We start from the raw sequence: 14,548 nt of genomic DNA on the forward strand, positions 1-14,548 counted from the left end.
TTTAAACGGTTAGGGGAGTTCTCCGATGACCCTACCCTTTAACAGAACCAGGTGTCTGCGACTGCACTCAAACTATTGCAGCTCAGCCACAAAGGCTTTCACAGAGAAAACGGCCCCGTTACGACCATCCTGCTGAAAGAACAATAACCTACAATCTCTGCAGGCATTGATGCTGAACATTCTATCCTGCCCAGCCAAATTTTCGGACAAAAAACAACCAATTCGTCATTTGGAAACAGCTCACTAGCTGCCGCGCCCCAGTTTCCGCATAATTAACGTCCGCACACGCAACTGAACACCAAATGGCCTGATGTATGTGGTTTAAGAACCTTCGTATTTACCGCTTAACCAAAGAATTCTCTCTGGATGCCGAAAAACTAAACGAGCTACTGGAAGCCCAGGCATTTGTGCCTTGCGGTAGCCAGGACAGTGTCCGCTACGGTTGGGTCTCCCCCCTAGGCAGACACGGCAGTCAATTGGTACATGCCACCAATGGCTACCTGATGGTCTGCGCCAAGAAGCAAGAAAAAGTTCTACCAGCAGCCGTTATCAATGAGAAAGTAGAAGAAATGGCCCAGGCCATTTCAGAAAAAGAGGCCCGACAGGTGGGCCGCAAGGAACGTCAAAACCTCAAAGATGAGGTACTGCTGGAAATGCGCCCCAAGGCTTTTGCACGGTCCCGCTTGCACTTCGCCTATATCGCCCCGCAGGAGGGCTGGGTAGTGGTTGATGCTTCCTCTGCCTCCGCCGCTGAAGAGTTATTGGAAAATCTACGCGAAGCCATTAGCAGCCTCGCGGTAGTCCCTCTATCAGCCAAAAACCTGCCACAACAAACAATGACCCACTGGCTCACCGCTCCCGAGGCCCCCGCTCAATTTGATTTCGGACACGAATGCGAACTGCGCGACCCAAAGGACAGCGGCAGTGTGATCCGCTGCAAAAACCAAGACCTATGCGCCGAGGAAATTCACAACCACTTGGTTGCTGGCCTGCAGGTACACAAGTTGGGGCTGGTTTGGCGCGGCGGGGTCGATTTCCTGGTGGACGACCAACTCTCCGTGAAACGGGTAAAGTTCAGCGATGAGCTGCTGGAAAAGGCAGATAACACCGATGCCGAAAGTGCGGCGCAGCGCTTCGATGCAGATTTTGCAGTAATGGCACTGGAAATTTCAGCCCTAATCAAGGATCTACTCAATGCCTTTGGTGGCGTTAATACCGAATCTGCCAGCGTAGAGGAGATGGTCGCTAAAGCCTCCCACTCTGAAGCTGAAGAGCTGGCGCGAGAAGTAGAAGAAGTGGTCTTCTGATAGCCCTGTTTTACTGCAAAAGAAATGAATGGAGCAGTGAACAATAACCTGACCCTGAGCGGGACGAAAGCCCCGCCCAAGGTCAAAGTGTCGCTTTCTGAAGCTCAGATCTCCACGACTGGTCGGCCCGGCTCACCCCACAACACATGGTATTTGCGCTGCTCGGGCTGATCTACCCGTGAAAAGGTGTGCGCACCGAAGAAGTCCCGCTGCCCTTGCAGCAAGTTGGCTGGTAGGGACTCTGAACGGAAAGCGTCGTAATAGCTCAGAGCTGAAGACAGCGCCGGTACCGGAATGCCATTGAGAGTTGCACTCGCCACTGCCTGGCGCCAGTTAGCCTGGTGATCGGCGATCTGCTGGGTAAAGAAGTCATCTAATAACAAATTAGAGAGTTTGGAGTCTCGATCGTAGGCGTCACTAATCGATTGCAGGAATACCGCACGGATTATACAGCCGGCACGCCAGATTCTCGCAATTTCCGAGAAGTTCAGCTGCCAGCCCTGCTCCCGCGCAGCCAGTTTCATCAGGTCAAAACCTTGGGCGTAAACACAGATCTTGGCGCAGTAAAGGGCATCGTGCAGCTGCTGGATCACTTCCTCACGCTGCTCTGCCGCTACCTGGGTGAGAACTGGGCCCTTGAGTTTCTGCGCGGCGCGGGTGCGCAAAATTTTGCGAGTAGATAGGGAGCGGGCGTAAACCGCTTCGGCAATGCTCGGCGCAGGGCAGCCTACTTCAAGACTGCTGATAGCCGTCCAAAGGCCGGTCCCCTTCTGACCCGCACGATCCAAAATCACATCCACCAGCGGTTGTTCGGTAACAGAATCTAGGGTGGAAAGCACTTCAGCACTGATATTAATCAGGTAGCTGTTTAACGGGCCTCGATTCCACTCACGGAACACTTCGGCAATCTCCGCCGGTGACATCGCCAAGGCACTGCGCATCACATGGTAAGCCTCGCAGATCATTTGCATATCCGCGTACTCGATGCCGTTATGCACCATTTTTACATAGTGCCCAGAACCAATAGGGCCGATATAAGCCGCGCAGGGCTCACCCTCTTTCACCGGATTACCCGGCTCAAAGCGCTCTATAGGCTGGCCACTGGCCTTGTCCACTTTGGCCGAAATCGCGTGCCAAACGGGCTCGATACGGCTCCAGGCGTAGCGATCGCCACTGGGCATCAGAGACGGCCCAAATCGCGCACCAACCTCACCACCGGATACTGCTGTTGTAAAGAAGATCAGCTTACCTTCATAGCGCTTGGCACGCTCTACGGAGTCAGTCCAAAGGCTGTTACCCGTGTCCACAACAATATCATCAGCCTTGAGGCCAGCATCCAACAGTTTGCAACAAACATCATCTACTGGCGCCCCTGCAGGTACAGAAAGAATGATCAAGTGCGGCGCTTTGACCTTAGCCAACAACTCAGTGTATGAGTTACAGGTTTCCACGCGCGCAGGCCGATCACCACGTTCCTTTTTATCCTGTTCTAGCAGTGCATTGAGCCGGTTGTGATCCAAATCGAAGGCACAGACCCGATAGCCATTATCAGCCAAGTTCAAGATCAGGTTCTTACCCATCACACCAGCGCCAATAAAGCCAATGTCGCACTGTGAATCAGACATCAAATTCTCCGTCATAAGATAGGGGGGCTTTCAAGGGCGCGGAGTATAACAATATGAGTCCGGGGCAGGGAGAGAAAAACCAAACAAAACCGTCCCCGGTCACAGTGAAAAACGGCTTGTGAAGTAGAAACTGGTACAGGTTATCCCTTCGCCAAGGACTTCCTCAAATTAGCCAGTAACGTGATAGCTTTTATCCTTTAATGCCAAATACACGCTCAGCAATCCCCACAAAAGCCTGTCCGAGTTAATTTAGATATTTAAAACACTACAAAAAGACCTATGCAAAATTACACGCTGTCCGTTGATGTGAATTCAATCCACAACAAGACATTTACTGGAAGCCTCACGCTTTTCATCGGGTTCCTAACTATTTAGATATTTTCAAATATATTTCCTTTAATTCCTAACTCAAGTGAAAATTAGACTAACGAAAGTCTATAAATAGTCGATATTGCCTTAACTGCTCAAGACTGGAAATACACCGGCAGCTTAAATCGATCCACTAGAAAAATCACAATCAATAAAACCTTCCCAGAACTAGGGACCCAGCCACCGATAGTGATTTGTTATTAGCAGTCATAACACTCCCGAGGAACCATCTCATAAAAAACCATGAAATAAGAATTGAAATAAAGTTAAGAAAACTGACAAACCAAAAGCCATATAAGCACTTTTAACTCGTTGAATTTAATGAGAGAACAATTCCTAAATCCCTATATCTTTGCACAACTCAAAACACATCAGAAATCTTAATAAAGATCTACAAAAAAATAATATAAATCTGCGAATGTCACTATCAACAATATAATACCTTTTTCTTATGTACGCCAACCTACCCCACACGATTCATAAATAAAACCAACCTATTAATAGATTGAGTTTGAGGATAGGAAATACGCCCCACAAATAAATCTGCGTCTATTTGGGCTAGACATCCCCCCAACGGTCGTCCCAACTCGTCTTTATAAATGGAAGGGGTTGGAACTGGGTCGGCTCCTATTATTGAGGTCAACTAAGTTTCATCACTTTCCAGCGATGATGAACGCTTCAAAAGGTAGCGCATATAAATTGACCAAGCATCAAGTAATGTGCCTGCATTAATAATTAACAGAAATATTAGGAACACCATTATTATGAAAAAGATCCTTACCGCTGCTTCTATCTGTTTGGCCTCTTTTGGGGTAGCCGGGCTGGCGAATGCAGAAACCTGGTCTCCCCCAGGTGCAATCGCCCTAGCGAGTGATGGTAACCTCGAAGTAGAGAAAGGTATCCTGCTTCAATGTAAACTTTCTGGAAGTGTCGACTCTACAGGAGCAGATGCCTCAGTTGGAAGCCTGGCCCTCTCGGGAGGTTTCCTTAACATTTGCGGCACTATTTCTTTTAGCGGGCTACCATATGCCCTTGTAGGACATGCAAACAATACTGTAACCCTAAAAAATGTAAACGTAGCAGCTGTATCAGGTAATTGCGCGGGAGATTTGAATGGAAGTTTCGACCAGTCAACAGGCAAAATTACCTTTAATGATGCCCAAATACCTAGTACTGGATCAGGATCTCCCTGTGTTATAAATGGCGTTGTATCTACCAATCCACAATCATCATTCACTGTACCCTAGATAGCCCCTATAATTTAGACGCACGGGGTACTATCAGCAATCATGATGGTGCCCCTTATACAATTAATTGACTTATAACAAAACACCCACCTAACCTAACTACCCTCAACTCACCCATCACCAGCCAAAGAACCTAAGCTTTAGCAATCGGCTAAAAATTCATAAAGAAATATTCAAAAAACTGGCAAATTATCAAATAGCAAGTTTACATTTAAAAACGCACCTCAATCTGTCAGAAGAACCTATCCAACAGATCAAGGCGCTCTTAAAGAGGCAATTAACATTTAAATCTGTCAATCAACCATAATCGCAGAGTTTAAAACCCTTTACTAATACTGAACCCAACAATACGAGGCTCTAAAGTAAATACATTTGTGGTGAGACCTGAATCATCACTATTAGTAAACATATCTGTGATCGGTGCATCATCAAATATATTCTTCACATAGAGCTGCATATACAATTCTGAGTTAGGATGACTCAAACTGACTGAAGCATTGAGGTTACTCCAGGCCTTTAAACGGTCATACTCTGTATTGTAAACCCTTGCGTAACTCTCTGATTGACGATAATAGTCAGTTCGCAAAGTTAGGTCCCAATCTTCGATAGGAATTGTATGCTCCACTCCCAAATTTACTGTGAACCGTGGGGCATTTGGCAGTTCATTGCCACTTAAATCGGCGGCAAAGCCTCTCGCTCCATTCGGTGCATCAGTGAGCGGGTTATAGGGGTCGATATTTAGCCACTCATGGAAATACTGGCTAGACTCTATTTCCGGTGTGAAAGAACCCCATCTACCCGTAGTATCACATAAAGCCCAAAGCATTAATGGGTATGGTATTGCAAATGTCGCCTCCACTACATCTTTCGGCGCAACACAGTTAGAAGGAACTTGAAGACTTGGACGAACCACTAACCAATCCTCATGTCCTTGAGTACGGTTCATTACATCAATAGACTCTTCACCATCTGCAATACGGGTCTTTAGGTAACCCATATTCATATCTAGCCGAGTGTTATCTGTAAGCTGCCATGCTAGTTCCAGCTCAATCCCCATACTCTCTGCATCAAAGTTTTCGTTTAACGAAATACGGTCAACAATTTGGGAAACTTGATAGTCGCTATAGTCATAGTAAAAAGCATTAGCGTTGAGAGTTAAGCTGCCATCAAGTAAAACATTCTTTGTTCCAATTTCAATTGCATTAACAAATTCAGGCTTAAAAGTTTCATCTAAAGGTTGGTATTGCACAACGTTGGGATCAATATCTGCGCGAGGGGGATTGGTGCCGCCCCCTTTGTAACCGTGGGCAAAAGAGAGATAAAGCATAGTTTCATCGGTAAAGGGCGTATCTGTACGCCAGTCTAGTACAGCGCGTCCAGTGTACTCCTTCCAGCTTTGAGTAACGGCATCACCCTCCGGATACCCTTTATAAACCAGCCCTCCAGAGGCAGGGCCAGGAACGATCTCACCGGTATCATTATCAGTTTCTGTTCCCAGTAATAACTGACTGGGCACCGGTGTGGAACGCTTGCGATCATTCGTGTAGCGTAGACCAGTGGTAAGCTTTACATCATTATTAATTTGCCAGTAGGTTTCACCAAAAATAGCCCAGGATCGTGTTTCCACTAGATTTCGACTGAGGAAATAATTATGACCTTCCTCATCAATATTCTCTAATGAGTTGTAATCCACATACATACAATCTTGAAAACCCTCAATGTTCTGAGGGTCCGTGCAATTCTCTGTACCCAAACCAGCCTCAGGATCATCAACGCCATTGTATACATGCTCGGCAATCAGGGAGAACATATTATTAAATACAAAATAATCATCCTGAGTTTTAAAATCTAGATAATTAGCTCCCACAACAAAATTCCAAGGGCCATCAAAGGATGTTTGCAATCTGAATTCTTGACTCCACTGTTTGTTATCAGATCGGCTGATATCCACTGCCAAGACGCCATCCGAAGGACCTAACTGTGGATCGGTGTAGATCCCATTAGGCGTAGGGCCAGGATCCAATCCATATTCAGTAGAATCACTAAAAATCGAGTCTGACACATACCGGTTGTAATCTTGGGAAGAGTAATAGTCGTCCTTGGCATAAGTCGACTGGGAATAAAATGTAAGAGTATCACTCATTTCCCATGCAAAATTTAACTGTACCAAGTCATTCTCAGCGCGAAACACAGGATCAAAACTGGTAGCAATTTCACGCAAATCCCTGGACTGCTCAGCATTGGCATAAGGATTTGGAAGAAATTCCTTCATTACCGGATAATAGCCTTGAAGAAGTGCTTGTGGAGCAACAACAAATGCAAGCCCCTTAGCATTGGTTGTACCATATGCTTCATCACTATAGATTGAGCCGGGTAAACAACCTTGACTAAAAAAACCTGTGAAATTTTCTGGTACTTCAACATCTCCAATCATTGAAACGCCTGGATCTGTCGTGCAGAGCTGCTTCCCTGTACGTGAACGCTTATCATCCTCCTCAAAATGCTGCCAAATTAGATTGGCGCTAAATGTTTCTGAAGGCTCCCACTCAAAAATTGCCCGAGTGGAATAAAGATCACGATCATTAACGTCATTGTCTGTATAGGTATTAGTATCAAATCCATCGCGCTTGGTCATAGCACCGGAGAGGCGTAACCCCATGGTCTCCCCAATGGGTAAATTAAACATACCGCTAGTACGCTTCGAATTATAACTACCTATCTCCGCTTTAATTTCAGAGGAAAACTCATCCTCTGGCATAACCGGCAACATATTAACCACACCAGCTGTGGCATTACGACCATACAATGTGCCTTGTGGTCCGCGTAGCACTTCCACCCGCTCAACATCAAAAAACTCTTGCTCAAACAACCTGTTACGAATCAATGGAGCATTATTAAAACTCACTGCCACTGCAGGATCTGTGGCGGCAGAAACTGCCTTGGTGCCAACACCGCGAATGGAAAAGTTATAGGTACTAAAATTTGATTTGGAGAAATTTACATTCGGTATCGCCCGTAGTAGTTCCTCACCACGTTCGATCTTCAAGGCATCCATGCTATCCCCAGAGAGTGCCGAAACTGCAATAGGAACATCTTGGATACTCTCCTCAATTTTCTGGGCCGTTACCGTCACTTCCTCGATCGGCTGTTTGGAGCGGCTACTTCTTTCCGTATCCTGTTCCTCCTGGGCTAGGGCCGCAGTGGAAACGGTAGACATCACCAGACAGGCTATTGCAGCGCTGTACCAGGGCGTTGTTTGATTGAGCGGATTGGTGGCACGAATCGCTTGTGCAATCAAATTTTTTTGCTTACGCAGGCTCATCATCATTCTGATTCTCTCTATTATATTTTCTCTGTTTTTCTGTCAGCCAAACACCACCTTATCTCAGGCCTAACTAGGTTTAAGACGCATTTACAGCACTGTCGGGGGGATCTAACCCCAGATTTTTTAGATCCACATTTACTAAATATTCGCCCCCAGAAATCAAGGAGATTAAATAAAACAACAATTAACACAACCAAACAATAGCGGTGACCAAAAGTTACAAACTCCGCCTTCTCAGCGTTACACTCACTAAAAAGGGCAACTTATTTCAAGCTGGAGGCTCTCACCTTTCATAAATAAAAAAGACTAGCCTCCAAAAGGTCTTTTCGAGTGTAGTTCAAGTAAGTGCAAGCGGATTTACAATTGGGGATAAATATAGCTTTTTAGAAAATCTTTAAATCTGCAAAAACCATCTGAAGATGAAGGAGACTATAAAAGTAGAGAAGTTTTCTATTTGAGAGGCAAACATCAATATGCTTAGGTGAATAGGCGTAAATTCAAGTACTAGATTCTAAAATTTGCACAGATAGACTTAACCTGCAATTTAAAATACTTGTACTTAACCAATCTTTAATTGGATGATAGCCTGATTAAATATCCAAGAAAAACAGGTTATGAAACCTCCTCCACTGCCCGCCTAACCCTAATTAATGCGCGCTGGATAAGTTCCTTTACAGATTCCTTGGAGATCCCCATGCGTTCGGCAATATCCTGGTAAGTCAACCCCTCAAAACGGTGAAATTTAAATGCCGCCCCTGCACGTGGTGGCAGCCCCAGAATTGCTTTTAAGACGCACCGACAATCCTGCATACCTATTACTGTACGCTCCGGTGTAATAACATCGGGAATTTCATAATCAAGGGAAAGTGACTCATGGAAGGCTCGACATCGAGACTTGTGGTACCGACTGTGACTAACCAACAGATTTTTAGCTACCGTATAGATATAGTTTCTTGGATTTTCTATCTCTATATCGGACTGATTAAGGTGCCAGTGCAACTGAGCAAAAACCTCTTGCACTAAGTCATCAACATCAGCTGAAGCTACTCGAGAAGAAAAGTATCGTTTTAATCCTGGGCGATACTTATCCACCCAAGCTGAAATATCTTTTTGATAAAAATTATCCATAGTGAAACACACATGTGATTCAAATGATATTTAGTGCTCCCCCGACACAGAAAAGATTAGACAAACAACCAATGCAAAATCCACGAAATCCAGAAATTTATTCTTGTTATTTATCTGTAACAACTCCCCCCTAAGAACCAAGCCAAGCAAAACACAAAAACTACTTGGTCACAGTGAAAGGAGATTAAAAACAACCAAGTTAAGGAGAGTTAACAGAATAACCTCACAAAATTTTTTGATAAATGCTTGAAAGGACTATTTGAGCAAAATGAAACGCCTTTTTATAACTGAGAGCAAAAAACCAAATAATCTCCAAAACTAATTTCCTACTTCTCACCCTCAAGCTGAGTATCAACGAAATTAATCGAAGTTAATCTACCAATCGAGGACCTTTCAAGCAAACTGTGCCGCCCCCACCTTGTTCCAACGAGAGATTCCCAATGCTCATCAACTCAGAATTGCCAATCATTCTATGCAAAGCCGTCCTCACATATAGGTAGCGCCAACCAAACAAATCACAAGATGGTACAAATGCATACCCTTCGGAGAGTAAAGAGTTATGAAATCAAGCCATAGGGCCATCGATTGAAGTAAGAGGTAGAATTGAATGACAATTCATAATCTCAATAACATTCAAGACTGAAAGCTCCAAGCTTACGAATATGAAAGGGTTTCAATCATTTCAGTAAAGGTAAGAGACCCACCTCTTTTACCATCAGCTGGCTCAATCAAGATTTTTCAAGTATAAAAATACAAAAAATTCACTCTAGGGAAGGATGGTAGTCAATGAGTTTTACTTTCACTCTCCATTTTTTAAAGGTCTTTCTATTTTTAAGTCTCCTTGTTGGTACAACAACCACCCATGCCAAATCTCCTGTTAATGAAGAGGCATTTACTTTCACGACCTGGAATAAGCAGACTGCAGAAGGCTATAAGGGCTTCTTTGAGGTAATTGAGAATCGTAGTAATCCGGAGAGCCGCTCACTGAAACTTCACTATGTGCGTTTCCCTACAACCGGAAAAAAGTCGGGCCCGCCGATTATTTATCTTGCCGGTGGCCCTGGTGGATCGGGCATCATGGCCGTCAACTATCGTTTTGATATGTTTATGGCTTTGCGGGAGTACGGCGATGTGATCGCCCTGGACCAGCGTGGCACCGGCCGCTCCAACGATCTGCCTCACTGTGAATCTCGGCAGGTTGTTCCCGCCCTGAAAAAAACAACTGATAGCCAATACATCGAATATCATCGCGAAGCTCTGCGTGAATGCCTAGCATTCTGGCATCAAAAGGGGGTCGATCTAGCCGGTTACAACACCCTGGAAAACGCTCGCGACCTGGAGGCGCTGAAACAACATCTGGGGGTAGAGAAGATTGTGTTATGGGGCACTTCTTACGGCAGCCACCTTGCTCTAGCGGCAATAAGTGAGATAGAAGACTCCATAGACAGAGTGATCCTTTCCAGTGCTGAAGGCCTGGATCAAACTGTTAAATTACCCGCGCGAACGGGTTCTTATTTAGATCGACTGCAACTCGCCCTGGACCAGCAACCCGCAGCCAAAGTGGCCTACCCTGACATCAAGGTTCTTATCGATAGAGTGCACACAAAGCTGGAGCGAGCCCCAGTCAAAATCCAGATCCCTCAGCGGGAAGGCCACACTCTGGAGTACCTGCTTCAGCGTAGAGACATGCAACAAATTGCCTCCGCTTTTATTGCCGACCCCAAAAGTGTCGCCCACTTGTTAGGCTTCTATCGAACTCTTGATTTGGGGCATGTTCCGGCTTTCGATCGAGTTCCCAGGCGCTACTTTCCCGATGGATTCTTGAGTCCAGGCTCTCCAATTTCCCTGAGTGCCATGCCAACGGCAATTGATATAGCCTCAGGTATAAGCACACAGCGAAAGTCTGAAGTGAAGGAGCAAGCAAAAACCGCCCTGTTAAGTGACTATCTCAACTTTTCTTATCACTACCATGGCTTGGCTGAGCAGCTGGACCTGGGTGATGCTTTTCGCAGCAACCCCCATAGCAATATTCCCATTTTGCTATTCAGTGGCACTCTTGATGGCAGAACTTACATAGAGAGCCAGCATGAGGCAATGGCAGGACTTAGTAATGCCACACTGGTAACAGTAGAAAATGCCGGTCACAATTTATTTATGGCATCCCCAGCGATACAAGACACCATCAACTCGTTCATGGAGGGGCGCCCAATCGAAAAAACCACTCTTACGGTGGATTTACCAGATTTTTCACCACAATAAGGCTTGCCCACCCAGATAGCGGCAGGTCAATAGTGCCTGCTGCCATATCCAGCCCACATTCCCTCGTTTACCCAGCCCTTGCACATTAATCTTTCAATAGATGAAATTGGAGGCGGGGGATGACCAATATCACCGACGAAGTTCATCGTGGTGCCATCTGCGACCTGCGAGCGTTGCAACAACCCGGTCTACAGACTTTCAAACGATATATTCGTGGAAGTTTGCCGGGACCGCCCTTTTGGCGGCTCACAGGTATGCAGCCAACGGAAGCAGGGTTGGGCAAAGCCACTTACTCAATGCCCATCACTCCCTGGCTGGCAGACGGCACCGGGGTCTACTGGGGTGGTATTTACGCGATGTTCGCCGACGCGCCCCTCGCCTCTGCAATTTGGACGACTCTCCCGGCCGGTAAAGTACTTAGCACTTCTGAGTTGAATATGTGTTTTATCCGGCCAATTACCAGTAATACTCAGAATATTGTTGGCCGGGCCACGACTGTGCATTCCGGTAGCCAGGTGGGGCTCTCCAGCATTCAGATCAACGATCAAGATGGCAGAACCCTCGCCTATGGAAGTACCCGCTGCCTAATTGCAGACTTCCCAGTCAATCCTGATCAGGAGCTACCTCTGCCAGACCTGGGACCAACCGATCCCCCAGACCCCTATCTCAGACCGCCACCCAAACCCTATTTCTGTGATATGGGGCATCTGCCGGAACAGGTACCTATTGAGCTTCAGCGAACTACCATCAATGAGGGTCGCATTCACCCCGTATGGTTGCTCACCGGTTACCGCGCCATCGAAATCGAGAACGGCCGCTGTATTTCTACCATGCCCTCATCCCCCTGGTTCTCTAACGGCACCCTGTCTATCTACGGAGGACTGCTGGCCTGGGCGGCGGACTTCACTATGGGGGCGGCCGTATATTCCACCTTACCGGCGGGCAGTATATTTGCCACCTTAGATATGCATATCCGCTTTGCCAGACCGGCCAAGCTCAACAGTGGGGACCTGATCCTCGAGGCGCAAGTTCTTCACCGCGGCCGCCAGCTACGGGTTTCCTCTTGTAATATCGATACCCCCAGCGGCAAACGCGTGGCAATTGCCACGGGCTCAGCACTAATGATTCCAGGGGGTGCACAAATGTTGAGCGATGGTAAAGAGCCCGATGAGATCATTGCTACCGCTACCTCTGGTAAGCCCTGGACCCCTTAAATCAAATTCCCTGCCAGCACCGCGGCTATCTTCAGGTAAAATGCCCCACATCTATGAAAGGGGTAAGTCCCCAATTACACTTTGACCAAGTAGCCACCAAACTTACTGGCGGCACAATCCAATTACTATTGCAGGAAACATACTATGGCCTCACTGCAAGACCAGCTGTTACAAGCAGGACTCGTCGACAAGAAAAAAGCCAAACAGATCGGTAAGGAAAAGCGCAAGCAACAGAAAGTTGCAAAGAAATCTTCACAACCACAGGTAGATGAAACGAAGTTAGCCGCGCAGCAAGCGCGTGCGGATAAGGCTGCACGGGATCGCGCCCTGAATGCCGAACGTGACGCTGCGGCTCAACAGAAGGCCATCGCAGCACAAATCAAGCAGCTGGTGAACAACAACCGCCAGCCCTACTCAGGTGAAACCGCCTATAACTTTACCTTTGATAAAAAAATCAAAACTATCTATGTCAGTGAAATCCTGCGGGATCATCTCATTGCCGGCCGGTTGGTGATTGTCGCCCAGGGTGAACAGTTTGAACTGGTACCCAGAGTGATCGCCGACAAAATTGCCGAGCGCAATACCGAAATCATTGTCAAACCTACCGAAACTTCGACCTCGGTGGACGAAGACGACCCCTACGCCGACTTCCAGATCCCCGACGACCTGATGTGGTAAGCCGGTACATGGAGCAACAAGTTACACAGACAGTGGAACAATGGCTCACCGATGTTGTGGTGGGCCTAAACCTCTGCCCTTTTGCGCGCAAACCACTACGCGCAGGCCAGATTCGTTATAAGGTCTGTAAGGCAAACAACGAGGATGCTTTACTAGCAGACCTCCTTGCTGAGCTTCAACGACTCGACAGTACGCCGGAAAACGAACTCCTGACTACCCTGCTGATTATTCCAAATTACCTAAAGGATTTTGCTGACTACAATCAATTCCTCGATCAGGCCGAATGGCTACTGAAGCGCAACCATTACGAAGGTATCTATCAGCTGGCCAGCTTCCACCCGGACTATCAATTCGCAGGTACTGCCCCAGAGGATGCCGAGAACCTCACCAATCGGGCACCCTACCCGATTTTGCACCTGCTGCGGGAAGAAAACCTAGCCAAAATGATTGATCTTTACCCAAACCCGGAAGCTATTCCGGAAAATAATATCCAACGGGTAGAGTCTCTTACTCAGGAGGAGAAGCTAAAACTCTTTCCTTACCTTTTCCAGCAGCTGAAAAAATAAACGATGAAGCCCATCGCAGAACTTCTTCGCTTGAAGAAGAAACTCCGCATTATTGGCTTTGACGATGCCCCTTTCCAAAAAGAGCGGGGCTCACCTGTAAACATCAGCGGGATAATATGTACCGATACCCGCTTTGAAGGCATGCTCTGGGGTGAGGTACAAAAAGACGGCATGGATGCTACTGAAGTTATCACGCAAATATTGCAAAGCAGCAAGTTTTACCCCCAGATTAACGTGGTACTGATTGATGGCGTCGCCGTTGGAGGCTTTAATATCATAGATCTCCCCAAACTGGCTGAATCCTTGAAGCGCCCCTGTATCGCGGTAATGCGTAAACCACCGGATATGTCAGCCATTAATAAAGCCCTGAAAAACTTCCCTGATTATTCACTACGCAGGGAGATTCTACTTAAAGCAGGCAAGGTTTATTCTCACCGTAATTTTTACTTTCAGGTACAGGGCTGTGTCCCGAACATTGCCGCCCAGATACTTGAGCAAGCTACTGATAACGGCAATGTGCCTGAAGCCCTGCGTTTAGCGCATATGATAGGCGCAGCAGTAATGACTGGACAAAGTGGGAACAGAGCCTGAAACATCTCTTTAATGTATTTTCTTATCCTTGGCACCTTTGAATTTATTCTTTCCACAATCCAATTAAGGCTAAGAGTGAGGACATCTTTCATTGGATACCAAACTATTATCGGCGACCTGTATCTCAAAATAGGCTGTTAGGAATTCTTTTATCGATCTTTCTGCTCAGCTCCTCTCCCCCATATTGATCAACCCTCCCAAGATATCTCAAAATATCTATTATACTCAGCAGCACGCAA

General features: G+C 46.5%; 10 protein-coding genes. 7 read left to right on the top strand and 3 right to left on the bottom strand.

Annotated features, from left to right (window positions below):
* Positions 1-314: 314 nt before the first annotated feature.
* Positions 315-1,307 carry a recombination-associated protein RdgC gene (rdgC, locus tag ACJJJA_RS16125; protein ID WP_444884256.1) on the top strand — a complete coding sequence of 331 codons (993 nt, stop codon included), beginning with the start codon at positions 315-317 and terminating at the stop codon, positions 1,305-1,307.
* Positions 1,308-1,411: 104 nt separating this feature from the next.
* Here the strand turns inward: rdgC and gnd are convergent, their stop codons facing one another.
* Entirely contained in the window at positions 1,412-2,932 is a 1,521-nt protein-coding gene (gene gnd / locus ACJJJA_RS16130) for an NADP-dependent phosphogluconate dehydrogenase (protein ID WP_252082477.1), read from the bottom strand.
* Between the two features lie 1,133 nt (positions 2,933-4,065).
* Between gnd and ACJJJA_RS16135 the strand changes: the two genes are divergently transcribed.
* Positions 4,066-4,548 carry a PraA/PraB family alkane oxidation protein activator gene (locus ACJJJA_RS16135; protein ID WP_444884255.1) on the top strand — a complete coding sequence of 161 codons (483 nt, stop codon included), beginning with the start codon at positions 4,066-4,068 and terminating at the stop codon, positions 4,546-4,548.
* Between the two features lie 316 nt (positions 4,549-4,864).
* On the opposite strand, the gene ACJJJA_RS16140 is transcribed toward ACJJJA_RS16135, so the two are convergent.
* The gene (locus ACJJJA_RS16140; RefSeq protein ID WP_252082482.1) at positions 4,865-7,876 is read right to left on the bottom strand and encodes a TonB-dependent receptor; all 3,012 of its coding nucleotides are present in this window, start codon (positions 7,874-7,876) and stop codon (positions 4,865-4,867) included.
* 609 nt (positions 7,877-8,485) lie between these two features.
* On the bottom strand, positions 8,486-9,001 hold the full coding sequence (locus ACJJJA_RS16145) for an RNA polymerase sigma factor (protein ID WP_252082484.1): 516 nt from the start codon (positions 8,999-9,001) through the stop codon (positions 8,486-8,488).
* Between the two features lie 786 nt (positions 9,002-9,787).
* On the opposite strand from ACJJJA_RS16145, the gene ACJJJA_RS16150 reads away from it, so the two are divergent.
* The 5 genes from ACJJJA_RS16150 to ACJJJA_RS16170 all read left to right on the top strand — a co-directional run bounded on the left by ACJJJA_RS16150 (position 9,788) and on the right by ACJJJA_RS16170 (position 14,309).
* Complete coding sequence (locus ACJJJA_RS16150) at positions 9,788-11,260, top strand: alpha/beta hydrolase (RefSeq protein WP_444902754.1); 1,473 nt, start codon at positions 9,788-9,790, stop codon at positions 11,258-11,260.
* 119 nt (positions 11,261-11,379) lie between these two features.
* Complete coding sequence (locus ACJJJA_RS16155; RefSeq protein WP_252082487.1) at positions 11,380-12,474, top strand: PaaI family thioesterase; 1,095 nt, start codon at positions 11,380-11,382, stop codon at positions 12,472-12,474.
* A gap of 144 nt (positions 12,475-12,618) precedes the next feature.
* Positions 12,619-13,152 (top strand): DUF2058 domain-containing protein, encoded by a 534-nt coding sequence (locus ACJJJA_RS16160; RefSeq protein WP_252082489.1) that lies wholly within the window; start codon positions 12,619-12,621, stop codon positions 13,150-13,152.
* 8 nt (positions 13,153-13,160) lie between these two features.
* A complete protein-coding gene (locus ACJJJA_RS16165) occupies positions 13,161-13,718 on the top strand; it encodes a DUF1415 domain-containing protein (RefSeq protein ID WP_252082491.1) in 558 nt (185 codons plus the stop codon).
* Between the two features lie 30 nt (positions 13,719-13,748).
* Positions 13,749-14,309, top strand: a complete 561-nt coding sequence (locus tag ACJJJA_RS16170; RefSeq protein WP_444902755.1) for an endonuclease dU — start codon at positions 13,749-13,751, stop codon at positions 14,307-14,309.
* Positions 14,310-14,548: the final 239 nt, after the last annotated feature.

The organism is Microbulbifer mixtoriginis (SeqCode) (assembly GCF_052466865.1).

What these genes read in the sequence shown, in the direction of transcription:
- gnd (WP_252082477.1), bottom strand. Translation starts at nt 2,932, where the DNA reads ATGTCTGATTCACAGTGCGACATTGGCTTTATTGGCGCTGGTGTGATG.
- ACJJJA_RS16160 (WP_252082489.1), top strand. Translation starts at nt 12,619, where the DNA reads ATGGCCTCACTGCAAGACCAGCTGTTACAAGCAGGACTCGTCGACAAG.
- rdgC (WP_444884256.1), top strand. Translation starts at nt 315, where the DNA reads ATGTGGTTTAAGAACCTTCGTATTTACCGCTTAACCAAAGAATTCTCT.
- ACJJJA_RS16165 (WP_252082491.1), top strand. Translation starts at nt 13,161, where the DNA reads ATGGAGCAACAAGTTACACAGACAGTGGAACAATGGCTCACCGATGTT.
- ACJJJA_RS16140 (WP_252082482.1), bottom strand. Translation starts at nt 7,876, where the DNA reads ATGATGATGAGCCTGCGTAAGCAAAAAAATTTGATTGCACAAGCGATT.
- ACJJJA_RS16145 (WP_252082484.1), bottom strand. Translation starts at nt 9,001, where the DNA reads ATGGATAATTTTTATCAAAAAGATATTTCAGCTTGGGTGGATAAGTAT.
- ACJJJA_RS16150 (WP_444902754.1), top strand. Translation starts at nt 9,788, where the DNA reads ATGAGTTTTACTTTCACTCTCCATTTTTTAAAGGTCTTTCTATTTTTA.
- ACJJJA_RS16155 (WP_252082487.1), top strand. Translation starts at nt 11,380, where the DNA reads ATGACCAATATCACCGACGAAGTTCATCGTGGTGCCATCTGCGACCTG.
- ACJJJA_RS16135 (WP_444884255.1), top strand. Translation starts at nt 4,066, where the DNA reads ATGAAAAAGATCCTTACCGCTGCTTCTATCTGTTTGGCCTCTTTTGGG.